This is a genomic window from Pseudomonas sp. R3-57, from assembly GCF_051132065.1.
GTDB lineage: Bacteria > Pseudomonadota > Gammaproteobacteria > Pseudomonadales > Pseudomonadaceae > Aquipseudomonas.
Map to the genome: position 1 here is coordinate 4,965,792 of NZ_CP071655.1, position 25,610 is coordinate 4,991,401.

Here is a 25,610-nt window from a genome sequence, read left to right on the forward strand (position 1 = left end):
CACCTGATGAGACCGAGCCATGCACAACAACAATAAAGAGCTGACCCTCAGCGCCCCGCTCAGCGGCCCGGTGCTGACGCTCGCCAAAGTCCCGGACGCGGTGTTCGCCAGCGGCGCGATGGGCGACGGCATTGCCATCGACCCGCTCAACGACACGCTGTACTCGCCGTGCGCCGGGATGGTCATCCATGTCGCGCGCACCGCTCACGCCGTTACCGTACGCGCTGACAACGGTGCGGAGATTCTTCTGCACCTGGGCCTCGATACCGTTGAGTTGAACGGCGCCGGCTTCTCGATGCTGGTCAGCGAAAATCAGCGGGTCAGTCTCGGCCAGCCGTTGTTGCGCTACGACCAGGACCAGGTCGGCCAGCACTGCAAAAGTCTGGTCAGCCTGTTGATCCTGACCAACAGCCACGACTTTCAGGTGCGCCCGATCACGCTCAAAGCGGTGAAAGTCGGCGAGCCGTTGCTGCACATCGTCGCACGCAACGACTCAGTGGCAGGTGTTGAAGTCAGCGCTGGCCCCGAGGTTCGCGGGCAGGTACGCGTGGCCCATCGCGGTGGCTTGCATGCGCGTCCGGCGGCGCTGATCCGGCAGACTGCGCAGGGTTTCAACAGTCAGTCGCAGCTGCACTTCGGCGGTAAATCGGCACCGTGCAACAGCCTGATCGGCCTGATGGGCCTGGCGATTGGCGAGCAGGATGAGGTGCAGGTCAGTTGCCAGGGCGCGGATGCCGAGGCGGCGCTGCAAGCCTTGCTCAGCGCTTTGGCCACCGCACTGCCGGACGATCATCACGCACAAGCGCCAGTCAGCACGGCGGCGCTGAAACGCCCGGCCGAGGCGGGTGTGTTGCACGGCGTCCGTGCGGCGCCGGGGCTGGTCGCCGGGCCGTTGTTTCGCTTGGACGCGATCAGCTTGCCGGTGGATGCGGGCAACCACGATCCAGTGCAGCAACAACAGATTCTCGATGCGGCACTGAACGCGGTGCGCAGCGACATCGCGGTCACCCTCGCCCAAGCAAAAAAGCACAGCAATGCCGACGAAGAAGCCATCTTCGCCGCGCACATGGCTCTGCTCGAAGACCCGGCTCTGCTCGATGCCGCACAGCAATTGATCACGCAAGGCAGCGCGGCGACTCACGCCTGGAGTCAGTCGATCGACGCGCAGTGCGACATGCTTCAGAGCATCGGCAGCGCGCTGCTGGCCGAGCGCGCCAATGATTTACGCGACCTCAAGCAGCGGGTGCTGCGCGCCCTGCTTGGCGAGGCCTGGCACTACGATGTACCGGCCGGCGCGATTGTCGCGGCGCATGAACTGACACCGTCGGATCTGCTGCAACTCAGCGCGCAAGGTGTCGCTGGCTTGTGCATGGCCGAGGGCGGCGCGACCTCGCATGTAGCGATCCTCGCTCGCGGCAAAGGCTTGCCGTGCCTGGTTGCGCTGGGTTCGGCATTGCTCGAGCAGACGCAAGACCAGGCGGTAGTGCTGGATGCCGACGGCGGTCGCCTCGAACTGACGCCAACCATTGAGCGCCTGGCCGATGTGCAACAAGCGCAAATCGAGCGCCAGCAGCGGCGCGATGCTCAACAAGCCAAAGCCCATTTGCCAGCCGAAACGCGCAATGGCGTGGCCATCGAAGTGGTCGCCAACGTCGCTTCCGGCAGTGAAGCGGCAGAGGCTTTCGCCAACGGCGCCGATGGCGTCGGTCTGCTGCGCACCGAGTTTCTGTTCGTCGATCGCCAGACTGCGCCCGACGTCGAGGAGCAGCGCGCCGCTTATCAAGCGGTGCTCGATGCGATGGGCGACAAATCGGTGATCATCCGCACCATCGACGTCGGCGGCGACAAGCAACTCGACTATTTGCCGCTGCCCGCCGAAGCCAACCCGGTGCTCGGTCTGCGCGGCATTCGTCTGGCGCAGGCGCGCCCGGAAATCCTTGATCAGCAATTGCGCGCGCTGTTGCAGGTCAAGCCGTTGCGCCGTTGCCGAATCCTGTTGCCGATGGTCACCGAAGTCGACGAGTTGTTGCAGATTCGCCAGCAGGTCGACGCTTTGTGCGTCGAACTGAACATCAGCGAGCGCCCGGAAATCGGCGTGATGATCGAAGTGCCCGCGGCCGCGCTGCAAGCCGAACAACTGGCCGAGCACGCCGACTTCCTCTCGATCGGCACCAACGACCTGTCGCAATACACGCTGGCAATGGACCGCGACCATGCGGGGTTGGCGGCGCGCGTCGATGCTCTCCACCCGGCATTGCTGCGGCTGATCGCCATGACCTGCGCCGGTGCGGCAGTGCACAAACGCTGGGTCGGCGTCTGCGGCGCCCTCGCCTCTGACCCGCTGGCAACGCCGGTGCTGATCGGTCTGGGCGTGACCGAACTGTCGGTCAGCCCGGTGCAGATCGGTGAAATCAAGGACCGCGTGCGTCTGCTGCACGAAGCCGAATGCCAGCGCCTCAGCCACGACCTGCTCAAGCTCGGCAGCGCCGCCGCCGCGCGTCACGCCTGCCAGCAGCATTGGCCGCTGCCCTAACAACAAGCTCTGTCCACAGAGCAGGAGAACCCGCATGTACCAACTCTTCATCGAAGGCCTGCAACGCCTCGGCCGTGCATTGATGCTGCCGATCGCGATCCTGCCGATCGCCGGCCTGTTGCTGCGCCTGGGCGATACCGACCTGTTGAACATCGCCATCATTCATGACGCCGGACAGGTGATCTTCGCCAATCTGGCGATGATCTTCGCCATCGGCATCGCGGTCGGTTTCGCCCGGGACAACAACGGCACGGCGGGCCTGGCCGGGGTGATCGGTTATCTGGTGATGATCTCGACCCTGAAGGTGCTCGACTCGACCATCAACATGGGCATGCTCGCCGGCATCGTCAGCGGCCTGATGGCCGGTGCGCTGTACAACCGTTTCAAGGACATCAAGTTGCCGGAGTATCTGGCGTTCTTCGGCGGGCGGCGTTTCGTGCCGATCGTCACCGGGTTCGCCGCGGTCGGGCTGGGCGTGCTGTTCGGCTATATCTGGCCGCCGATCCAGCACGGCATCAACGCGTTCGGCGCGCTGATGATGGAAAGCGGCAGTATCGGCGCGTTCGTGTTCGGCGTGTTCAACCGCCTGCTGATCGTCACCGGTCTGCACCATATCCTCAACAACATGGCGTGGTTCGTGTTCGGCAACTTCACCGATCCGAGCACGGGCGCACTGGTGACAGGCGATCTGTCGCGCTACTTCGCTGGCGATCCGAAGGGCGGCCAGTTCATGACCGGCATGTTCCCGATGATGATCTTCGGCCTGCCGGCGGCGTGTCTGGCGATGTATCGCAACGCCTTGCCAGAGCGGCGCAAAGTGATGGGCGGGATTTTCCTGTCGATGGCCCTGACCTCGTTCCTGACCGGCGTGACCGAGCCGATCGAGTTCGCCTTCATGTTCCTCGCGCCGCTGCTGTATCTGCTGCATGCGTTGCTCACCGGTTTGTCGATGGCGATCACCAATGGCCTGAATATCCATCTGGGCTTCACCTTTTCCGGCGGTTTCATCGACATGATTCTCGGCTGGGGGCGCTCGACCAATGGCTGGCTGGTGATTCCGGTCGGGCTGGCTTATGCGGTCATTTATTACTGTGTTTTCGATTTCTGCATCCGTCGTTTCAATCTGAAAACACCGGGGCGCGAGGATGTGGCGGTCGCAGAGAAAGCCGTACTCACGGACAACGAGCGCGCCAGTGCCTATATCAAGGCCTTGGGCGGCGCCGAGAACCTGCTGACGGTGGGTGCTTGCACCACACGGTTGCGCCTGGAAATGGTCGATCGCAACAAGGCGCTGGATAGCGAGCTGAAAGCACTCGGCGCGATGGCGGTGGTTCGCCCGGGCAAGGGCGGCAGTTTGCAGGTGGTGGTCGGGCCGCTGGCTGACAGCATTGCCGATGAGATTCGCCAGGCCCTGCCGACGTTGGGTCGCGCTTCGATCACCTCGCCGACGGCGGTTGTCGATGAGCCGAAAACGTTGGAAATCGCCAGTGCTGAGGCGCAGCAATGGCTGAAGGCGTTGGGTGGTGGCGAGAATATTCAGCAGCTCGACTGCATTGCCTTGACGCGGATTCGCCTGCAACTGGCCGATGGCGAAGCGTTGTCCGAGGCGCAACTGAAAACGCTGGGGTGCCTGGGCGTCAGCCAGTTGGAGGGCGGAGTCTGGCATTTGCTGGTGGGGGATAAGGCCACGAGTCTGAGTGCGGCGATGAAGGGTTTGGTCAGTCGCGCGCCCGTCACGACGCAGGCCTGACCCTGCAACGTTGTTGTCAGGCGTGCTCGCGAGCAGGCCTGACAACAACGGCATACATGGATACCACCTCGCAAAACCCTCCCCTCGCCATGCTGGGCTCTCATCCCAGCCTGGAGAAAGTGCCCATGAGCACGCCCACAGCACCTACCCCCGAAGAGGTCAGACGCGACCTCAACCAGATCGGCGATTACCTGTTTCAGGTACCCGGTCCGTTGCTACTCGAAGAAAAACCGAGCACCGAACAGACCTACCTGAAAAAGCTCAACGAGCAGCTGAAAACCTACCGCACCGGCTACTTGCAACGCAGCCGCGCGCTCTACCAGACGCTGGCAACCAGCGACCTGCAAAGCACCGCCGGCAAACAGCTCATCGCGACCCTGAAAATCAGGCTCAACACCCAACTGATCAACATGGACGTGCGCGACCGGATCGATGGCAGACCTGCGAAAACCTTCATCAACTACGATGCCGGATTCACTGCCATCGGCCACGAAGCACGACAAGCCGTCAGCGATCGCCTGCTCCACCCGCAGGCCGGCGAGCTGCTGAACAAACTCGACCTGGGACCGATACTGCGCCCCGCCATTTACGCCCTGCAATTCAGTTACCAGAACAGTACAGTCGAGCTGGCAGGCGCCTTTGTCGTTACGGAAAAGGACAGCCCGCGAGTCAGCGATTTGCTGACCGACCAGAGCGTCGGCTACGCCGTGCTGTTCACTCCCGCACGAGGTATTGAATTCTTCAATTCCTTGACCGATCTCGACGCCCACCTGCGTGCGTCGCTGAACCAGCGCAGCAGCCGCGACGAGTTCATGCAAATGCTGCCGACGCGCTACCACGACATTGGCGCCGCAGGGATCTGGCCGCTATCGCTCGCGCCTGTCGACAGCAAACCTCTGTTCGAACACACCTACGACACGCTGATCGAAAAACGCACGCAGGATATCGAGCGTGCCCTGAGCTTCACCGACAATCCGCAGGAAGACCTCAAGCTGTTGCTCGCCGCGCTCGATAAAGCGATCGCCGCCGCCCTGCCGGATCTGACGCCACGTCTGGAGTTGCGCGCACAAACCCTGTTCGAACGCCATTTGCGCTATAGCGCACCGGACTGGTACCGCAGCGCCAGCAGTGCAAAACAGCTCGAACTGGCGCAGCACTTGAGCAACTACCAGCAGGCGCGCCAGCACTTGCTGGAGCTGATGGAGCCCGTGGGTACCCTGATGGCCCTGGCTCGTCAGCAATGGCTGGAACGTCTGAGCGATGATCTTGAAATCGACGATCTCGAACCGGAAAAACTGCAGATCAGCACTCAACGCCGGGTGCCGGGCTACGGCGTTTATGTGCAAAAAGGCAATCTGCTCGACCTGTCCCTGCGCGGCCCACACACGGGTGATGAATTGTCGGGTTCGGAGTTTCTGAGCTACACCACCCTCACCTATGACGGCGAACCGTTGTCGCCAGACCATGCTGACCTGACGCCGGCATGGCTGGTCAAGCAAGCGATAAGTCTGCAACCGCGCATCGAGTTCAATGGCCTGCAAAAAGACATGCACGCCGCAGCCGCGACCAAACCTGCGCTTGAGCGCATGCTTGATCAACGTATCGTCGCCCTCGCTCATACGGCAGTGCTGCAAAGGCATCTGCTCGAGAGTGATTTGCTGTTGATCGAGCGTTTGCGCAACGGCAGCGATCCGCACCTGCGCGCCGCCACCCTGTCGCTGCACGGCGCACAGTTGCAGGATCTGTGGATTCTGCGCCAGAGCGACGCCAGTGGCGCCATCAAGCGCATCTTGCTGTGCACGCCACAGGCCCCTCGTGAGCAACAGTTTCAGGCCTTCGGCAGTGAACGTGAATGCCAGAGCCATCTGCTCGGATGGGCGAAGCACAGCGATAGCGCCGAGAGCATGGCGGGCTACCTGATCAGCCGCGCACCGATGCGCTTTCGCCCGACGCTGCGCAAGGTACTGGCGGGCCTGAATTTCAAGCCTGAAGCGCTGGAGCACCAGAAGGTCACTTTCGATAACTGTGGCGACCACCTTGCTTGCCTCAAAGCGATGGCCGAACACGTGCTCGCTACGCGCGTTGATGACTACGACTTCAGCACGCCACTGTGGTATCGCTCGACCACCGCAGCCAATCGCAGAAAGCTGGCGACCCTGAGCGAAGAGGCCGAAGGCGCTTTGCTCGCATTCAACCAGCACGCCTTGTCCGGAAGCCAGTTCACGACTTTTGATGACTACGTCCACCAGCAAGCGAAGGCCAGTCTGAACCGCCTGCTCAAGCGCTCGGCCAACGATGTCGACCCGGATACTGTCTGGGCTTATTCGCCGATGTCCATCGTGCCCGCATTGACCCCGAAACCACTGTCTTACACACAGCTGTATCGCGACGGTTATGCCGATGGCGTGGGTTTTCTCGATGCAAAATTCTCCCGTTCGGCGCGCTTCAAAGGCCCGCCAGGCGTCGATGTCAGCAGCCTGACCGCGCAGAATGTGGCGCGCTCGGTCACCGGCGTATGGATCGGAGAGCGCTACACCAACAAGGTCAAGAAAGAACTGCAAGGTTCGACCAGCGAAGGCTACGAGTTCAGACGCAACGCAACACTGGCGATCACTCAGCGTCAGCTGAAAAGCGCCGCGCTGGAATGCCAACTGCAAGGCCATATCGCCAGCCACGATCTGCTGTGGCTGGAGCAAAGCATCAGCAGCATGGACGAAATCTCCGGTGCCATTCGCACGAAGTTTCCCATTCATCGCCTGATGATCGACGGCGAATGGGTGATCGATGCATGGCTGTTCAGCCATGCCGATAATCCTGTTCTGCTCTATACCCCGGATGCGCCCGACGGCGTCAGGTTTCGCGAAGCACGACTGTTCAACTACCTCCTTCAGCAGCAGGCCGGGATGATCGAATACCTCACATCCCGGGTGGGCGTGAGTGCTCAGACGCGAGTGCGGACGTTCCTCGAAAATGCGAAAAAACAACTGCCCAAGGACCTCAACAAAACCACACCCAGCCCGGCTCTCTACGATTCAACACCCGCCACTGCTGCCATCAGTGATTTGCGCGCAGCGCTGTACAACATGAAGCTGCAACGCCGGATCGACAACGTCCATGCCACCACTACCAGTCGCGCGCAGATGATCGCCGGGCTGATCTGGACCAGTGTTGAATGGCTCGCCGCAATTGCTACCGCGCCGTTCCCGCTCTTGAGTTTGAGCACCGGCCTGCTACTGGCCTTCAAGGACGCGATGCTCGCCATGCATGCTTATCGCCAGGGCGAACACGGCGAGGCCTTTCGGCATTTTCTCGGTTATTTGTTCAACAGTGCTGGCGCGGTGCTGACCGATTTGCGCCCAGCCTTGCGTTCACTCAAACCGGTGAACCGGCCGTTGCGCCAAGCGCTCGCCAGTGCCGCCAACGAACAGCAGAATCTCGTGACACTGATCGATCAGGTTGCGCCCCAACCCCAGTGGGACGACATGCGTGTGGTGGTGTTCAGAGGTCAATTGTTCCATACGGGGAACAATCCCGACGCCCTCGGGCGTTATCTGCTTTATCGACACCAGCCGAACTCACCGGACCTCGTCTCGACCGGCATTCTGGTGGTGCCCAATGCAGACGGCGTGATGGTGCGCAGCGGCATGGCCGGCGGCGCCCCCAAGTACGATGCCGTGCCAGAGACCCCCGGCCCGCACAAGGATTATGGCGTGGCGGACAAATACCGCCAGCGCGTCGAACTAGTGATGAATCCGCAGACCCGGGAGGACATCATCCTGCGCCAGCAGGACTACATGGGCACCGGCCCCCAGGCAATCATGATCGGTAGAGTCGATGAGCTCGCCTCGACACGCTCCGCCTACCTGAAACAGGTCGAGAAACTCACCACCGATGCCACCCGTCATTTCGCCGAACTCGCCCCGCTGCCCGTTCGCGCCGACGTCCCGGCAGTTGCCGCCGATCTGTCACCTGCACAATTGATCGCCAGCGACGCATTCAAAGGCAAAAACCTGGTGATCGGCGCCCAGCCCGGCTCTATCGCCAGCAAACAATTGCTGATCGATCAGATGGACGAGCTCGCAGCGAGCGGTTTCAAGCGCCTTTATGTCGAGTATCTGGCGGGGGATGTCTTTTATTTCAAGCTTGAGAAGATGAACAAGGGCGGAACCTGGAGGCACATCAAAACCCATCTCAAAGCGGTGGATCGCGCGCTGGGGCACGAGAAGGACGCCTCATACTCGTATCTGGCGCTGGTGCGTACCGCTCGGGAGAAGGGCTTGACGATCCATGCACTGGACGCCTCGACCAGTTATCAGCTGGAACACGCCATGGTGCTCGCCGACATCTCGCCATTGACCCCTCGAAGCAACAGCATCAGAAACTTTTATTCGCACAAGACACTGTCTGCCGATAGCGCCGATGCCACCGGGGAACGCTGGATCGCCCTCACCGAACAGACACGCATGAGCACCTTCGACAACACGCCCGGCCTGGCCGACCTGCAAGACGCCATTGCCGTACGGGTTGAAGACATCGACCTGTACCAGCCGCAACGTGTCGGACTGGATTCGCCAGGCTCAATCGCCGGGGATGCAGCGGCAAAGGGCGACTACCTTGTACAGACACCGACCGCGTACAAGGCACCCCAACCGGTCTCGAAGCCAGCGCCAACGGCCACGACGTCCAGTCAATTGGGCGACTACGATATGGCGCCGTCGTTTCACGAGGATGTTGTCCGGCTCATGCGCGACCGTAACGGCTTGAACAGTTTCTACGATCCGGCAAAAGGTGACCGACTGCTATTCAGCGCATTTGTTGGCGCGCGCCAGCGCTTGGGCAAAGCGGCCAGAGACAGATTCACTGCCTTCAAACCTGCACCAGCAGCGGCGCTCCCGCCCCTTACCGCCGGCGAAACTTTCGAGACATTTTTGCAGAAAATGGCCGACGGCCGATTGAATCTGCTGTTGGGTGAAAATCCAACCGAGGTGTCAGCCAAGGCGCTGCTGAAGAAACACATGAAGGCATTCAAGGATTCGGGTTATGACACGTTGTACCTGGCGCGTATCTATACCGATCTGCATCAGGCCGAGCTGGACATTTTTCACCTGACCCAACGCATGCCCGAGCGAGTCAAGGCTCATCTGCAAACGCTGAGCGCGGACCGACCGAGCACTTATGTGGGTACCGACAATTACAACGAAGTCTGCGAGGCAGCGGCCAAATACAACATCCGTATCAGGGCCATTGATTGCGTCGCCAGCGATAACGTCAAGGGGTTGCCTGATCCGGAACTGTCGCGGCAAGAGATGTTCAGCTATTTCGCCACCGAGGCAATCAAAGCCGACCAACTGCTCCACGGGCCGCATAAATGGATGGCCCTGATTGACAGAACCCATACCAATTACAGCATGGGCGTACCGGGGCTCGGCGAGACGCTGAGCGCGGTCAGCCTTCATGTACGCGACAGCACGCCTGAACTGGCCAGCGCAGTCCAACCGGGCGCGTGGGCGACGATAATCCCGGAAAACGCCATCAGCGCACGGGCGTTGCGAAGTGACTTCACGGTTAACATCGCGGTGGTCGGCTGGAAGGAAATTGGCTCCGCACCGCCAGTCAATCGCAGCAAGCTGACTCAACCGGGCATGTTTCTGATCGAAAATGAAGGCACCAGCGGGACTCGTCTGGTGCATAAATCCAAAACCGGCGACATCGTTGTCACGCCGATCCAGGTGAATGACAAAGGTTTGTTGTTCGTCGATCGTTGGGAGAAGAAAGATCAGGGCTTCAAATACCTGCGCACGCTGATCGAAATGCTTGTTAAAGACGTCAAATTGACACAGGTGAAATAACGCGGGTTCGCTTGCAGGTTGTGGAAACCACTGGGTTTGCAAGCCCAGTGGTTTTTTTATGCCCAAAAAGCTGTGATTGTCCGCAGCGCCTGGGCGGCAGGCGGGAAGGTTCTGCCGATCCAGAAATTGCTTTAACAGACTTCAGATCGCCACCCTCACCCTAGCCCTCTCCCAGAGGGAGAGGGGACCGACCGCGGTGGATGTAAGTGATACGTAGACATGAAATACCCAGTCGTACGCAACTTCCGAACAGCCCAAAAATCGGCTTCCTCTCCTTGGGGAGAGGGCTGGGGTGAGGGGCGAATCCAAAACAAATCCCAAGCCAAGCGCCGCTTCTAACCACTCAACAATGAGCGTTAGCTCGAGTGCTCTTGATCTTGATCCACCGGCGACGTCGGAAGGCTGAGCGCAGGGATTGATCCGGGCGTGGGAGCGCAGCGACCGTCTGGCGCAGCCAGACACAGCGGAAGTAGGTGCAGCGCAGCAAACCGTAGCCGCTGCGCCCGGATCGGTCCCGGAGCGAAGGGACCCGAGCCTGCGAGGGCCGCACGTAGGAGCAAGCGTTTTGGGTTACCTTTTTGGCGTTTGAAAAAGGTGACCCGCCGTCAGGGCGGAACCGTAAGCCGCCGTTACCGCAGCAACGGATATGTCCCCAAAAATCAGCGCCTGAAAGCAAGCCATCGCCAGCAGGCTGGCTCCCACAGTGGACTAAATCTGGCTCATAAAACCGGGGCCAACAAAAAACCCGCAGACAATCACTCATCTGCGGGTTTCACGTTTCAGCCGGCAAGAGGATCAGAAATCCTCCAGCCGCCATACCTCATAAGCCGGCGTCTCATACGGATGACTCAACTTCAACGCTGCCACAACAGCAACAATCAACTCATCCGCAACGACAAGCTCAACCTTCCACTCCTCGACCCGCTCAACCTGCCCCGCCTCGCCAATGAACGGCTGACTGCCGTCCAACGGCCGAAACTGACCAGCGCCGAGCACCTGCCACGCACAGTGGTCATAGTCACCGATCCGCCCGCCACCGGCAGCGAACACAGCGCCCTTGACCACCTCGACATGACTGTCGGGAACGAAAAACGCGAGCTTGTACACAGGTCTCAGTTACCCGCTTTTAGTTTACCCAGACCCGAGCATTACGGAACATACGCATCCAGGGTGCATCTTCGTTCCAGTCTTCCGAGCGCCACGAGTTCTGCACCGCGCGGAACACCCGCTCCGGATGCGGCATCATGATCGTCACGCGGCCGTCACGGCTGGTGAGGCCGGTAATCCCGCGCGGCGAGCCGTTCGGGTTCGCCGGATAGGCTTCGGTGACCTTGCCATGGTTGTCGACGAAACGCATCGCCACGCAACCGGACAGATCGGCTTCCAGCAGTGCTTCTTCGCTGGCGAACTCGGCATGCCCCTCACCGTGTGCGATAGCGATCGGCATGCGCGAACCGGCCATGCCCTGCAGGAAGATCGAGTTCGACTCCTGGATCTGCACCATCGCCACGCGCGCTTCGAACTGCTCGGAGCGGTTGCGCACGAAGTGCGGCCAGAACTCGCTGCCCGGAATCAGCTCGTGCAGGTTGGACATCATCTGGCAGCCGTTGCACACGCCGAGGGTGAAGCTGTCGTTGCGCTCGAAGAAGCCCTGGAACGCATCGCGGGCACGGCTGTTGAACAGCGCCGACTTGGCCCAGCCTTCACCGGCGCCGAGGACGTCGCCGTAGGAGAAGCCACCGCAGGCCACCAGGCCTTTGAACTCGTTGAGGTCGACACGGCCGGCGAGAATGTCGCTCATGTGCACGTCGATCGCGTTGAAACCGGCGCGGTCGAACGCGGCGGCCATTTCCACCTGACCGTTGACGCCCTGCTCACGCAGTACCGCCACCTGTGGACGAATGCCCTTCTTGATGTACGGCGCGGCGATGTCCTGGTTGACGTCGTAGCTGAGCTTGACGCTGAGGCCCGGATTGTCTTCCTCCAGCAGCACGTCGAATTCCTGCTCGGCGCACTCGGCGTTGTCGCGCAGACGCTGGATCTGGTAGCTGGTCTCGGCCCACTGACGTTGCAGCAGACGACGCTGGCCCTCGAACACGGTGTCACCGTTGAAGGTGATGTTGATCTGGCCGTTGTTGATCGGCTGACCGATCACCGACACGCAGTCACCCAGGCCGGCAGCGCTGAACTGCGCGAGGATGTCCGGGGTGGCGTCCTGACGAACCTGGATCACCGCACCGAGTTCTTCGTTGAACAGAATGCCGGCGATTTCCGCGGCGGATTCGGCAACGCTGTCCAGGTTCAGACTCAGACCGCAGTGGCCGGCGAAGGCCATTTCCACCACGGAGGTCAGCAGACCACCGTCGGAACGGTCGTGGTACGCCAGCAGGTGACCGTCGGCGTTGAGGCCCTGAATCACCGCGAAGAAGGCTTTGAGGTCTTCGGCGTCATCGACGTCCGGCGCGTGCTTGCCGAGTTTGCCGTGGACTTGCGCGAGGATCGAAGCACCCATGCGGTTCTGCCCGCGACCGAGGTCGATCAGGATCAGGTCGGTGGTGCCCTTGTCCATGCGCAGTTCCGGGGTCAGGGTCTGACGGATGTCAGCCACTGGCGCGAAACCGGTCACGATCAGCGACATCGGCGAGGTCACGGTTTTTTCTTCACCGTTATCGTTCCAGCGGGTGGCCATGGACATCGAGTCCTTGCCCACCGGAATGGTGATGCCCAGCTCAGGGCACAGCTCCATGCCGACCGCTTTCACGGTGTCGTACAGACGCGCGTCTTCGCCCGGGTGACCAGCGGCAGACATCCAGTTTGCCGACAGTTTGATGTCGGAAAGCTTGTTGATGCGCGAGGCGGCAATGTTGGTGATGGTTTCGCCGATGGCCATGCGGCCGGATGCCGGCGCGTCCAGCAGAGCCAGCGGCGTGCGCTCGCCCATCGCCATCGCTTCACCGGTGTAGACGTCGAAACTGGTCGCAGTCACGGCAACGTCGGCTACCGGCACCTGCCATGGGCCAACCATCTGGTCACGGGCGACGAGGCCGGTGATGGTGCGGTCGCCGATGGTGATCAGGAAGCTCTTGCTCGCCACGGCCGGGTGATGCAGAACGCGTTCGATGGACTCGGTAATGTCGAGGTTCGACGGATCGAAGTCATCGCCCAATTCAGCTTCGCGAACCACCGAACGGTGCATGCGCGGGGCCTTGCCCAGCAACACTTCCAGCGGCATGTCCACCGGGTTGTTGCCGAAGTGGCTGTCGGTCACGGTCAGTTGCGGCTCGGCCGTGGCTTCACCGACCACGGCAAACGGGCAGCGCTCGCGTTCGCAGATCGCCTTGAAGCGCTCGAAATCTTCCGGGCCGACCGCCAGAACGTAGCGTTCCTGGGATTCGTTGGACCAGATTTCGTGCGGGGCCATGCCCGGCTCGTCGTTGGGAATGTTGCGCAGTTCGAAACGGCCACCGCGGTCGCCGTCGTTGACCAGTTCCGGGAAGGCGTTGGACAGACCGCCCGCGCCGACGTCGTGGATGAAGCTGATCGGGTTCTTGTCACCCAGTTGCCAGCAACGGTCGATGACTTCCTGGCAGCGACGCTCCATTTCCGGGTTTTCGCGCTGTACGGAAGCAAAATCAAGATCCGCCGAACTGGTGCCGGTGGCCATCGAGGATGCCGCGCCGCCGCCCAGACCGATCAACATCGCCGGGCCGCCGAGCACGATGAGCTTGGAGCCGACAACGATCTCGCCTTTCTTGACGTGTTCTTCGCGGATGTTGCCCATGCCGCCAGCGAGCATGATCGGCTTGTGGTAGCCGCGCACTTCGTCGCCGTGCGGGGTGCTGATCGATTGTTCGAAGGTACGGAAGTAGCCAGTCAGTGCCGGACGACCGAATTCATTGTTGAACGCAGCGCCGCCGAGCGGGCCTTCGATCATGATGTCCAGTGCAGTAACGATGCGCTCAGGCTTGCCGTACGGCACTTCCCATGGCTGTTCGAAGCCGGGGATCTGCAGGTTCGATACGGTGAAACCGGTCAGGCCGGCCTTTGGCTTGGCGCCACGCCCGGTAGCGCCTTCGTCACGGATTTCGCCGCCGGAACCGGTCGATGCGCCCGGGAACGGGGCGATCGCGGTCGGGTGGTTATGGGTTTCGACTTTCATCAGAATGTGCACCGGCTCCTGCACCGCGCCGTACTGGCGGGTTTCAGGGTTCGGGAAGAAGCGGCCGGCGACGTTGCCGACGATCACCGAAGCGTTGTCCTTATAAGCGGACAGCACGCCTTCGCTGTGCATCTGATAGGTGTTCTTGATCATGCCGAACAGGCTTTTTTCCTGGCTCTGGCCGTCGATGTCCCAACTGGCGTTGAAGATCTTGTGGCGGCAGTGCTCGGAGTTGGCCTGGGCGAACATCATCAGTTCGATGTCGTGCGGGTTGCGCTTCAAGCCGTTGAAGGCATTGACCAGATAGTCGATCTCGTCTTCGGCCAGGGCCAGGCCCAGCTCGGTGTTGGCCTTTTCCAGCGCGGCGCGGCCGCCACCGAGGATGTCGATCGCGGTCAGCGGCTTCGGCTCGGCGTGGCTGAACAAACCGGCGGCCTGCTCGAGGTTGGCCAGCACGATCTGGGTCATGCGGTCATGCAGGGCATCCGAGATCAACTGCGCTTCGGCTTCGCTGAACTGGCCAGCCACATAGAAGGCGATACCGCGCTCCAGACGCTGAATCTTGCTCAGGCCGCAGTTGCGGGCGATGTCGCTGGCCTTGCTCGACCACGGCGAGATGGTGCCGAAACGCGGCAGCACCAGAAACAGACGGCCGGTCGGCTCTTGAACCGGAACGCTTGGACCGTACTTCAGAAGGCGCGCAAGCACCTGCTGTTCGTCGCTGGTCAGGACGCCGGTGACTTCGGCGAAGTGAGCGAATTCAGCATACAGGCCACTGACAGCTGGAACCTTCTGGCTCAGTTGCTCAAGGAGTTTGCTGTGGCGAAAGGCAGAAAGGGCAGGAGCGCCGCGCAGGATCAACATCTTCGGGACAGCCTCGGGAAGGGGTGTGCTTTGAGGCCGTGCATTCTAGCCTAAACCGCCCTCAACATCACCCGAAACGCTACGCGCGGTTGCATTCGCCTGCCCATCTGTGTTTCTGCCTCAGGGGTCAGGTAAATCAGCCTTGAAACAGCGGCTTATTTTTACTGTAACAAAAAGCCCGATCGGCCCGTTTTCATGGGGTTTCGTTCGATTTTGTGACCTTTAGCAGACTCCTCCTGCGCTGTCGAGATATGGCGCCCGTGGCCGTTTGCGTATACTGCGCAGATGTTTTTTCCAACGGCTTTGCGTCCGCGGTACGCCAAATGGCTGATCGCAACCGGACTCTTCCTGATGCTCAGTGGCTGTGTTGATAAACCCAACACCCTCGAGCGCGTTAAGGAGGATGGTGTGCTGCGGGTGATCACCCGAAACAGCCCCGCCACCTACTTTCAGGATCGCAGCGGTGAAACCGGCTTCGAATACGAGCTGGTGAAGCGCTTTGCCGACGATTTGGGCGTTGAACTGAAGATCGAAACCGCCGACAACCTCGATGACCTGTTCAACCAGATCGGCAAGCCCAATGGCCCGGTGCTCGCCGCGGCCGGTCTGGTCAGCAGCGATGAGCGCAAAAAGCAGGTGCGCTTTTCCCACTCTTACCTTGAAGTCACCCCGCAGATCATCTATCGCAACGGCCAGTCGCGGCCAACCGATCCCGGTGATCTGGTCGGCAAAAAGATCATGGTGCTCAAGGGCAGCACCCACGCCGAACAACTGGCCGAGCTGAAACAGAAATTTCCCGCCATTGAGTACGAAGAGTCTGACGCCGTCGAGGTAGTCGATCTGTTGCGCATGGTCGATGAAGGGCAGATCGATCTGACCCTGGTCGACTCCAACGAAGTGGCAATGAACCAGGTTTACTTCACCAACATTCGCGTGGCCTTCGACCTTGGCGATGCGCGCAGCCAGAGCTGGGCGGTGGGGCCGGGCGAAGACAACAGCCTGCTCAACGAAATCAACGACTATCTCGACAAGGTGCAGAAAAACGGCACCCTGCAACGGCTCAAGGATCGTTATTACGGCCACGTCGACGTGCTCGGCTACATGGGCGCCACGACGTTCGCCCAGCACTTGCAGCAGCGTCTGCCGAAATACGAACAGCACTTCAAGAATTACGCGAAGAAAGAGAAAGTCGACTGGCGCCTGCTGGCGGCGATCGGTTATCAGGAATCGCTGTGGCAGCCGACCGTCACCTCGAAAACCGGTGTGCGCGGCCTGATGATGCTGACCCAGAACACTGCACAGGCGATGGGCGTGTCCAACCGTCTCGACCCCAAGCAAAGCATCATGGGTGGTGCCAAATACCTGGCTTACATGAAGGATCAGCTCGACGACTCGATCAAGGAGCCGGACCGCACCTGGTTCGCGCTGGCGGCGTATAACGTCGGCAGCGGCCACCTCGACGACGCACGCAAACTGACCGCCAAGGAAGGGTTGAACCCGGACAAGTGGCTGGACGTGAAGAAAATCCTGCCGCGCCTGTCGCAGAAGCAGTGGTACAGCAAGACCCGTTATGGCTACGCCCGCGGGGGCGAGCCGGTGCATTTCGTGGCGAACATCCGTCGCTATTACGACATCCTCACCTGGGTGACCCAGCCGCAGCTTGAAGGCGATCAGGTGGCCGAGGGCAATCTGCATGTGCCGGGGATCGACAAGTCGAAGCCGGCGCAAGAGCCAGCCCCGCTCTAACCAACACCCAAATCAATTGTAGGAGTGAGCCTGCTCGCGATAGCGGTTTGTCAGCCAATGTGATGACGTCTGACACACCGCTATCGCGAGCAGGCTCACTCCTACAGGAGATTGCGGTGTTGCTTAGGGCCTGGCAGCGGCCAGGATCAGCGCTTTCATCTCGGAAACAGCAGACTTGAACCCGACAAACAACGCATGCGCCACCAGCGCATGGCCGATGTTCAGTTCGTTGATGCCTTTGATCGCCGCCACCGCTTCGACGTTGTGGTAATGCAGGCCATGTCCGGCATTGACGATCAAGCCCTGAGCCAGACCGAACGCTACGCCATCGGCGACACGCTTGAGTTCTTCAGCCACTTCCGTCGGGGTTTCAGCGTCGGCATAACGCCCGGTGTGCAATTCGATCGCGGGGGCGCCGACGCGTTTGGAGGCTGCAATCTGCCGCTCGTCGGCATCGATGAACAGCGACACTTCGCTGCCGATCTTCGACAGCCGCTCGACCGCTGCCCTGATGCGCTCTTCCTGCCCCGCTACATCCAGGCCACCTTCAGTGGTCAGTTCCTGGCGGGTTTCTGGCACCAGGCAAATGTGCGGCGGACGAATACGCTCGGCGAACGCCATCATTTCTTCGGTGACGCCCATTTCGAAGTTCATGCGCGTCTGCAGTACATCCTTGAGCAGCAGGACGTCGCGCTCCTGGATGTGACGGCGGTCTTCGCGCAGGTGCACGGTGATGCCATCGGCGCCCGCCTCTTCTGCATCCAGCGCTGCCTTGACCGGGTCCGGGTAACGAGTGCCGCGAGCCTGACGCAGGGTGGCAACGTGGTCGATGTTCACGCCGAGAAGAATGCGATTGCTGCTGGTCACGAGTGCGCTCCTGAAGGGAAGAATTCGGCGCACAGCATATCAGGGCTTGCGAAACAGCTCGCGGCTTACCAGCGGCCGACCGCCCAGATGCACCGCCAATGCCTGACGCATCAGACGCTTGGCCGCCGACAGCGCGCCGGCGGCCGACCAGTCGGCTTCGGCCATGGCCAGCAGTTCCAGACCATTGAACAGGCCGGGTTGCAGCAGGAACACCCGTTCAAGCCCGGCATCCACCTGCAGGCGATAAAGACCGTCTTCGGCGATGGGTTCGCCGTGCACATCGGTATTCAACGAGAAGCCGTAGCCGAGGTCGTCGAGCAAACGCCATTCGAAAGAACGCAGCAACGGCTCCAGCGGCCGACCTTCAGCCAGTGCAAGCAAGGTCGCGGCGTAGTGATCGAACACCCCGGGATGCGGATCTTCGGCCGGCAGCAGACGAATCAACAGTTCGTTGAGGTAGAGGCCACTGAACAAGGCCTCGCCGTTGAGCCACGCCGATGTACCGAAGCTCTCCATGCGCCCGACATTCTTCAACTCGCCCTTGCCGCGAAACTCGACGTCCAGCGCCACGAACGGCCGCGCCAGCGTACCGGCCTTGCCCCGCGCACTGCGCAACACCGCCCGCAGCCGACCTTGCGGCGTGAGGAAGTCGACCAGCGCACTGGTTTCGCGATAGGCACGCGAATGCAGGACGTAGGCGGGTTGGGCGGGAGGCGGGTTTTGCGACATTGAGTTCTCGATGAACAAACGCAGTTTTATACACAACCACAAAACTGCTGTGGGAGCGAGCCTGCTCGCGATTTGGCCCTGACAGGCAACATTGATGTCGACTGACAGTCCGCAATCGCGAGCAGGCTCGCTCCCACAGTGGGTATCGGTGTTCTCAGGTTCAGCGCTTACAGATCGCCATAACCCAGCGAACGCAGCGCACGCTCGTCGTCCGACCAGCCGCCCTTCACCTTGACCCACAGGTTGAGCATGATCTTGGAGTCGAACAGCAACTCCATGTCCTTGCGCGCTTCGGTGCCGATGCGCTTGATGCGCTCGCCCTTGTCGCCAATGATGATTTTCTTCTGGCCGTCACGCTCGACGAGGATCAACGCGTGGATGTGCAGGGTCTTGCCCTGCTGCTTGAACTCTTCGATCTCGACGGTGATCTGGTACGGCAGCTCGGCGCCCATCTGACGCATGATTTTTTCACGCACCAGTTCGGCAGCGAGGAAGCGGCTGCTGCGGTCGGTGATCTGATCTTCCGGGAAGAAGTGATCGTTTTCCGGCAAATGATCGGCGATGACCTTTTCCAGCGCCTCGAGGTTATGCCCGTGCTGCGCGGAAATCGGGATGATCTGCGCGTTCGGCAACTGCTCCTGCAACCAGCTCAGGTGCGGCATCAGCTCGGCCTTGTCTTCGATGCGATCGGTCTTGTTCAGCGCGACGATCAGCGGGCCGGTGACATATTGCACACGCTCAAGGACCATCTGGTCTTCTTCGGTCCACTTGGTGCGGTCGACCACGAAGATCACCACGTCGACATCTTTCAACGCCGCCGAAGCGGTTTTGTTCATGTAACGGTTCAGGGCCTTTTCGCCACCCTTGTGCATGCCAGGGGTGTCGACGTATATCGCCTGCACGTCGCCCTCGGTCTTGATCCCGAGCATGTTATGGCGCGTGGTCTGCGGCTTGCGCGAGGTGATCGCGAGCTTCTGGCCGAGGATGTGGTTGAGCAGCGTCGACTTGCCGACGTTGGGACGGCCGACGATGGCAACGTAGCCACAGCGAGTTGCTTTTGTATCAGTCATTGCCATTCTCCACGCCCAGGGCAATCAGTGCTGCGGCGGCCGCTACCTGTTCGGCAATACGACGGCTCACACCCTGACCTCGGCTTTTTTCATTCAATAAGACCACTTCGCATTCGACGAAGAAGGTTCGGCAGTGCGGCTCACCCTGGATATCCACTACTTCGTAGCGCGGCAGTTCGCAACCGCGCGACTGCAAGTGTTCCTGCAGACGGGTTTTCGGATCCTTGTTGGTGTCGACCAGCGTCAGGCCTTCAAACTCGCCGGCCAGCCAGGCCAGTACGCGTTCGCGGGCGACGTCCATGCCGGCATCGAGGTAGATCGCACCGATCAACGCTTCGAGGGCATCGGCCAGAATCGACTCGCGACGGAAGCCGCCGCTTTTCAACTCACCGGAACCCAGTCGCAGGTAATCGCCAAGGTCGAAACCGCGCGCCAGTACGGCCAGCGTCTCACCTTTTACCAGGCGTGCGCGCAAACGCGACAACTGGCCTTCGCGGGCCAGCGGAAAGCGATCGAACAACGCCTCGCCGGCGACAAAATTGAGGATGGCATCACCGAGGAATTCCAGGCGTTCGTTGTTGCGCCCGGCAAAACTGCGGTGCGTGAGGGCCAGCAGCATCAGCTCCTGATCCTTGAAGGTGTAACCGAGCTGGCGCTCGAGACGGCTTAGAGAAACGCTCACGGTTTACCCACGCTGAGTTCGTGGCTGGATTCCACTGCCATCGCCGGGGTGCGGCGCAGGCCTGGGACAATTAACGCTGTGTTCAAAAATTAAATCCTGGCGATTGTGAAGCCGATTGTGCCGGCTCCAGAAATGCATTCGGCGCTGTGGTCAACAGCGCCGTGTGTGATTACTTGATCAGGCCAACCCGCGAGAAATTCGGCAGGTGGCTGAGTTTCGGCTCCGGCCAGCTCATCCAGACCGCAAAGGCCTTGCCGACAATATTCTGGTCGGGAACCATGCCCAGCAGGTTCTTGGGAATGTTCGGATCATCCCAGTAACGGCTGTCATTGGAGTTGTCGCGGTTGTCGCCCATCATGAAGTAGTGCCCGGCAGGCACGGTCCACGAGCGGTCCGGCGTGGCGCGATAACGGCTCATTTCCTTGCGGATCAGGTGCTCGGCGGCGCCCAGCTTCTCTTTGTAGAGTTCAGCGCTGCCCAGTGTGCCTGGCTCGGCACCGACCATCTGCTCGGCAATCGATTCGCCATTGACGAAAAGACGCTTGTCAGCGGTGTAGCGCACCGTGTCACCCGGCAGGCCGACCACACGCTTGATGTAGTTGACGTTGGGGTCGCTCGGGTAACGGAACACCATCACATCGCCGCGCTGCGGATCACCGACTTCGATGATTTTCCTGTCGATCACCGGCAGGCGGATCCCGTAGGAAAACTTGTTCACCAGAATGAAGTCGCCGACGTCCAGGGTCGGTTTCATTGAGCCGGAAGGAATCTGGAACGGCTCCACCAGGAACGAACGCAGCACCAGCACGATGAACAACACCGGGAAGAACGACTTGCCGTATTCGACCAGCAGCGGTTCCTTATTGAGTTTTTCGACCACCACGCCATCAGGCTGGCTGACGCTGCCCTGATAGGAAGCGATGGCCGCCCGGCGACGCGGCGCCAGAATCAACAGATCAAGCAACGCCAACAGGCCGCAGACGAACACGGCGATGACCAGCAACAGCGGGAAATTTAGTGACATAGGACCTGACTATTCCAACCTGAGCACGGCAAGGAAGGCTTCCTGTGGAATTTCCACGTTGCCGACCTGCTTCATGCGTTTCTTACCGGCCTTCTGCTTCTCCAGCAGTTTCTTCTTACGGCTGACGTCACCACCGTAGCATTTGGCCAATACGTTCTTTCTGAGCGCCTTGACGGTTGTCCGCGCAACGATCTGGCCACCAATGGCGGCCTGAATGGCTACGTCGAACATCTGCCGCGGGATCAGCTCTTTCATCTTCTCGGTCAACTGGCGACCTTTGTAGTGCGAGTTGTCACGGTGCACGATCAATGCCAGAGCATCGACCTTGTCGCCGTTGATCAGCACGTCCAGTTTCACCAGATTAGCCGATTGGTAACGATCGAAATGGTAGTCCAGCGAAGCATAGCCACGGCTGGTGGACTTGAGACGGTCGAAGAAGTCCAGGACCACTTCGTTCATCGGCAGGTCGTAGGTCACTTGCACCTGATTGCCGAGGAACAGCATGTCGACCTGCACACCGCGTTTTTCGATGCACAGGGTGATGACGTTGCCCAGGTGTTCCTGCGGGACCAGGATATTGGCCCGCACGATCGGCTCGCGCATGTCTTCGATCGACGACACATCCGGAAGCTTGGAGGGGTTGTCGACGTAAATCGTTTCACCGGTTTTCAGCACCAGCTCGAAGATTACCGTCGGCGCGGTGGTGATCAGGTCCAGGTCGTATTCGCGCTCGAGGCGCTCCTGGATGATTTCCATGTGCAGCATGCCGAGGAAGCCGCAACGGAAGCCGAAGCCCAGGGCGTCGGAGCTTTCCGGGGTGTACTGCAGCGACGAGTCGTTGAGGGTCAGTTTCTGCAGCGCTTCGCGGAAATCCTCGAAGTCATCGGAGCTGACCGGGAACAGACCGGCGTAAACCTGTGGCTGGATGCGTTTGAAGCCAGGCAGCACTTCAACGTCCGGGGTCGAGGACAGGGTCAGGGTGTCACCAACCGGGGCCCCGTGAATGTCCTTGATGCTGGCGATGATGAAGCCCACTTCACCGGCTTTCAGATCGGTGGTGGCGGTGTGTTTCGGGTTGAACACGCCGACGCTGTCGACCAGGTGGATCTTGCCGGTGGACTTGACCAGAATCTTGTCGCCCTTCTTCACCCGGCCGTGGCGCACACGGACCAGGGAGACAACGCCCAGGTAGTTGTCGAACCACGAGTCGATGATCAACGCTTGCAGCGGATCTTCGATGTTGCCGGTCGGCGCTGGAATGGTGTGGACCAGACGCTCGAGGACTTCGTCGACACCCAGGCCGGTCTTGGCACTGCAGGTCACGGCGTCGGTGGCGTCGATGCCGATGATTTTCTCGATCTCGTCCTTGACGCGATCGGGATCGGCCTGCGGCAGGTCGATCTTGTTCAGCACGGGCATGACTTCGAGGCCCTGCTCGATTGCCGTGTAGCAGTTGGCCACGGACTGGGCTTCAACGCCTTGACCGGCATCGACCACCAGCAACGCACCTTCACACGCGGCCAGGGAACGGCTGACTTCGTAGGTGAAGTCGACGTGACCCGGGGTGTCGATGAAGTTCAGCTGGTACTTGATGCCGTCTTTGGCGGTGTAATAAAGAGTGACGCTGTGGGCCTTGATGGTGATCCCGCGTTCACGCTCAAGCTCCATGGAATCGAGGACCTGGGCTTCCATTTCGCGCTCGGCCAGGCCGCCGCACATCTGGATGAAGCGATCGGCCAGCGTCGACTTGCCATGGTCAATGTGGGCGATGATGGAGAAATTGCGGATATGACTCAAATCACTCACGGATCAACACTCAAAAAGGCTGCAGGCATGGCCCGCCGAAAAATAGCCGGGAATTGTACCTGATAGTCCGCGCAAGCGTCACGTTCGCCTGTCATCCGGTTTGCATGCAAAAACGCCCCGCTGTGGCGAGCGGGGCGTTTTCAGGGTTCAAGCGCTGAATGAAAGCTTGTTCATCAGCCCGCTCGTCGGAGCAGCCAGACCCCCGCCAATGCGCACACGCCGGCCGGCACCAGGACCGCAAACAGCGGCGAGAAACCAAACACCAGGCTCGAGGGCCCAAGCAGATCCTGGACGATCCGGAAGGTGAAGCCCACCAGTACGCCAGTGAAAACTCGCTGACCGAGGGTCACCGAACGCAGCGGACCGAAAATGAAGGAGATCGCCATCAGCACCAGCGCGGCGGTGACCAGCGGCTGCAACACCTTGACCCAAAATGCCAGCCAGTAACGACCGTTGCTCAAGCCTTGCTCGGCCAGATAGTGGATATACCCCCACAGACCGCTGATCGACAGCGATTCCGGGGCCATGACCACGGTACTGAGCAATTGCGGGCTCAGCGACACGTCCCAACGCTCGGTCGGCGTATTCACCACTTCCGTGCTGCGATCCTTGAACAACGTGGTGGAAACCTCGCTGAGCTGCCAGTGATCACCGTCGAACTCGGCCTTTTTGGCGAAGCTCGAGCTGAGCAGGTGACGCTCTTTGTCGAAGTGGTAGCGAGTCACGCCATACAGCAGGCCGTTCGGTTGCACGGCGTTGATGTGGATGAATTCTTCACCCTGACGGTGCCACATGCCGTGCTTGGCGCTTTGCGCATCGCCACTGCCCTGAGCCAGCGAACGATTGGCTTGCGCCATGCTTTCGGTGGCCGGGGCGATGTATTCGCCGATCAGCACGCCGGCCAGCATCAGCACCAGCATCGGTTTCATGACGGCCCAGACGATACGGCCGATCGACACGCCCGCGGCGCGCATCACCGTCAGCTCACTGCTGCTGGCCAGACTGCCGAGGCCGATCAGGCAACCGATCAGCGCGGCCATCGGCAGCATTTCATAGAGACGGCGCGGCGCGGTCAGCAGCACGAAGCTCAGCACGTCGACCAGGGTGTAGGTATCGCTGACGTCGCCCATTTCATCGATGAAGGCAAACAGCGTCGCCAGACCGAGAATGATTGCCAGCACAGCGATGATCGCCATGAACACGCTGCTGCCGATGTAGCGGTCGAGTTTAACCACGGGCCACCTCCAGCGCAGCAGAGCGACGGCTGGCCATTTTCAGACGCAGCGGCTCCCAGTACAGCAGGCCGAGGCCAATGACCAGGAAGATCGCGTGCACCCACCACAAACCGAGCGCCGGTGGGATCTTGCCCTTCTCGAGGGCGCCGCGCGCGGCAATCAGGATGGTCAGGTAAGCCATATAGAGAAGAATCGCCGGCAGCAGCTTGAGGAAACGCCCCTGGCGCGGGTTGACGCGCGACAGCGGCACCGCCATCAGAGTCACGATGAACACCAGCAGCGGCAGCGACAAACGCCATTGCAGTTCGGTTCGGGAACGGATGTCATCGCTGCCCAGCAGCGAGGACGTCGGCATGGCGTCACGGTCGGTGACTTCCTCGCTGACGTCCGGTTTGGGCAGCAGCACGCCGTAGGTTTCGTAGTGAATGGCGCGGTAATCGGCCTGACCCGGGCTGCCGTCATAGCGATAGCCATTGTCGAGGATCAGATAGCGATTGCCGTCAGGGCGGATTTCCTGACGGCCCGATTCGGCCACCAGCACGGAAATGCCGCGATCCTTTTGATCGGCGCCGAGGTTTTTCTGCGAAATGAACACGCTACCCAGATTGACCCGATCGTCGCTCAGGGTTTCAGTGTAGGTCACCCGGGTACCGTCGCGCAGTGCCTGGAAACGCCCGGGCTCGAGGGTGTCGAACTCGGTCAGCGCATCCTGCTTGTTCAGCAGCAGCTGGAACTGGTTTGCGCCTTGCGGGGCCAGGCCCAGACTGAGCCATGCCACCACCAGCGCCACCAGGGTCGCCGGGAACAGGGTCATGCGAAACAGCTTCTGCTGGCTCATGCCGGTGGCCGAGAGCACGGTCATTTCGCTTTCAAGGTACAGGCGACCGTAGGCCAGCAGGATCCCGAGGAACAGGCCCAGCGGCAGAATCAGTTGCAGGAAACCCGGCAGGCGAAAGCCCATGATCAGGAACAGCGAGCCCGGATCGAGCTGGCCGGCAGCGGCCTGAGCCAGATATTTGATAAAGCGACCGCTCATGATGATGACCAGCAGCACGGCACTTACGGCGCTGAGGGTCAACAAGACTTCGCGGGACAGATAACGGAAGACGATCAAACCAGACACTCCAGGGTTGTCAGGCTAAGGCGGCCAAACAAGCAAGCACATCGACCGGCCCGCAACGCAGAGCGGTCGAAAAAAGATGCGGCATTATCCTGTGATTGGGTGCGCCTGTCACTGCGCACACTCATCCATCGCTGTAATCCTTTGCTGATCGTACAACCCAGGGGGCGTTCTCA

At 60.6% G+C, this 25,610-nt stretch carries 14 protein-coding genes; 4 read left to right on the forward strand and 10 right to left on the reverse strand.

Translation table 11 applies throughout. The features are described 5' to 3' along the window. Positions 1 to 19 precede the first annotated feature (19 nt). From ptsP to J3P93_RS22455, 3 genes are all read left to right on the forward strand, one after another. Entirely contained in the window at positions 20 to 2,533 is a 2,514-nt protein-coding gene (gene ptsP, locus J3P93_RS22445; protein WP_434592016.1) for a phosphoenolpyruvate--protein phosphotransferase, read from the forward strand. Positions 2,534 to 2,567: 34 nt separating this feature from the next. Next, a complete protein-coding gene (gene nagE / locus J3P93_RS22450) occupies positions 2,568 to 4,283 on the forward strand; it encodes an N-acetylglucosamine-specific PTS transporter subunit IIBC (RefSeq protein ID WP_434592019.1) in 1,716 nt (571 codons plus the stop codon). 125 nt (positions 4,284 to 4,408) lie between these two features. Continuing rightward, positions 4,409 to 10,132 carry a membrane-targeted effector domain-containing toxin gene (locus tag J3P93_RS22455; protein ID WP_434592022.1) on the forward strand — a complete coding sequence of 1,908 codons (5,724 nt, stop codon included), beginning with the start codon at positions 4,409 to 4,411 and terminating at the stop codon, positions 10,130 to 10,132. Between the two features lie 795 nt (positions 10,133 to 10,927). Here J3P93_RS22455 and J3P93_RS22460 read toward each other — a convergent pair. Further along, the gene (locus tag J3P93_RS22460; RefSeq protein WP_123418151.1) at positions 10,928 to 11,239 is read right to left on the reverse strand and encodes a Nif3-like dinuclear metal center hexameric protein; all 312 of its coding nucleotides are present in this window, start codon (positions 11,237 to 11,239) and stop codon (positions 10,928 to 10,930) included. 19 nt (positions 11,240 to 11,258) lie between these two features. Continuing rightward, entirely contained in the window at positions 11,259 to 15,155 is a 3,897-nt protein-coding gene (gene purL, locus J3P93_RS22465; protein ID WP_434592025.1) for a phosphoribosylformylglycinamidine synthase, read from the reverse strand. Between the two features lie 285 nt (positions 15,156 to 15,440). Between purL and mltF the strand changes: the two genes are divergently transcribed. Then, positions 15,441 to 16,901, forward strand: coding sequence for a membrane-bound lytic murein transglycosylase MltF (gene mltF / locus J3P93_RS22470; protein ID WP_434592028.1), 1,461 nt, complete (start codon positions 15,441 to 15,443; stop codon positions 16,899 to 16,901). Positions 16,902 to 17,024: 123 nt separating this feature from the next. On the opposite strand, the gene pdxJ is transcribed toward mltF, so the two are convergent. The 8 genes from pdxJ to lptF all read right to left on the reverse strand — a co-directional run bounded on the left by pdxJ (position 17,025) and on the right by lptF (position 25,428). Further along, positions 17,025 to 17,768: a pyridoxine 5'-phosphate synthase gene (pdxJ, locus tag J3P93_RS22475; protein WP_434592031.1), complete on the reverse strand. Its 744-nt coding sequence runs from the start codon at positions 17,766 to 17,768 to the stop codon at positions 17,025 to 17,027. A 39-nt stretch (positions 17,769 to 17,807) separates the two neighbouring features. Then, a complete protein-coding gene (gene recO, locus J3P93_RS22480) occupies positions 17,808 to 18,497 on the reverse strand; it encodes a DNA repair protein RecO (protein WP_434592034.1) in 690 nt (229 codons plus the stop codon). A gap of 167 nt (positions 18,498 to 18,664) precedes the next feature. After that, on the reverse strand, positions 18,665 to 19,567 hold the full coding sequence (gene era / locus J3P93_RS22485; RefSeq protein WP_434592037.1) for a GTPase Era: 903 nt from the start codon (positions 19,565 to 19,567) through the stop codon (positions 18,665 to 18,667). Next, the gene (gene rnc / locus J3P93_RS22490) at positions 19,560 to 20,249 is read right to left on the reverse strand and encodes a ribonuclease III (protein ID WP_024011703.1); all 690 of its coding nucleotides are present in this window, start codon (positions 20,247 to 20,249) and stop codon (positions 19,560 to 19,562) included. The genes era and rnc overlap by 8 nt, the downstream gene beginning before the upstream one ends. A 169-nt stretch (positions 20,250 to 20,418) precedes the next feature. Continuing rightward, positions 20,419 to 21,273: a signal peptidase I gene (gene lepB / locus J3P93_RS22495; RefSeq protein ID WP_434592041.1), complete on the reverse strand. Its 855-nt coding sequence runs from the start codon at positions 21,271 to 21,273 to the stop codon at positions 20,419 to 20,421. A gap of 9 nt (positions 21,274 to 21,282) precedes the next feature. Further along, positions 21,283 to 23,079: a translation elongation factor 4 gene (gene lepA, locus J3P93_RS22500; RefSeq protein WP_332762793.1), complete on the reverse strand. Its 1,797-nt coding sequence runs from the start codon at positions 23,077 to 23,079 to the stop codon at positions 21,283 to 21,285. Positions 23,080 to 23,252: 173 nt separating this feature from the next. Beyond that, positions 23,253 to 24,314 carry an LPS export ABC transporter permease LptG gene (lptG, locus tag J3P93_RS22505; protein WP_434592045.1) on the reverse strand — a complete coding sequence of 354 codons (1,062 nt, stop codon included), beginning with the start codon at positions 24,312 to 24,314 and terminating at the stop codon, positions 23,253 to 23,255. Then, positions 24,307 to 25,428 (reverse strand): LPS export ABC transporter permease LptF, encoded by a 1,122-nt coding sequence (gene lptF / locus J3P93_RS22510; protein WP_203420851.1) that lies wholly within the window; start codon positions 25,426 to 25,428, stop codon positions 24,307 to 24,309. The genes lptG and lptF overlap by 8 nt, the downstream gene beginning before the upstream one ends. Positions 25,429 to 25,610: the final 182 nt, after the last annotated feature.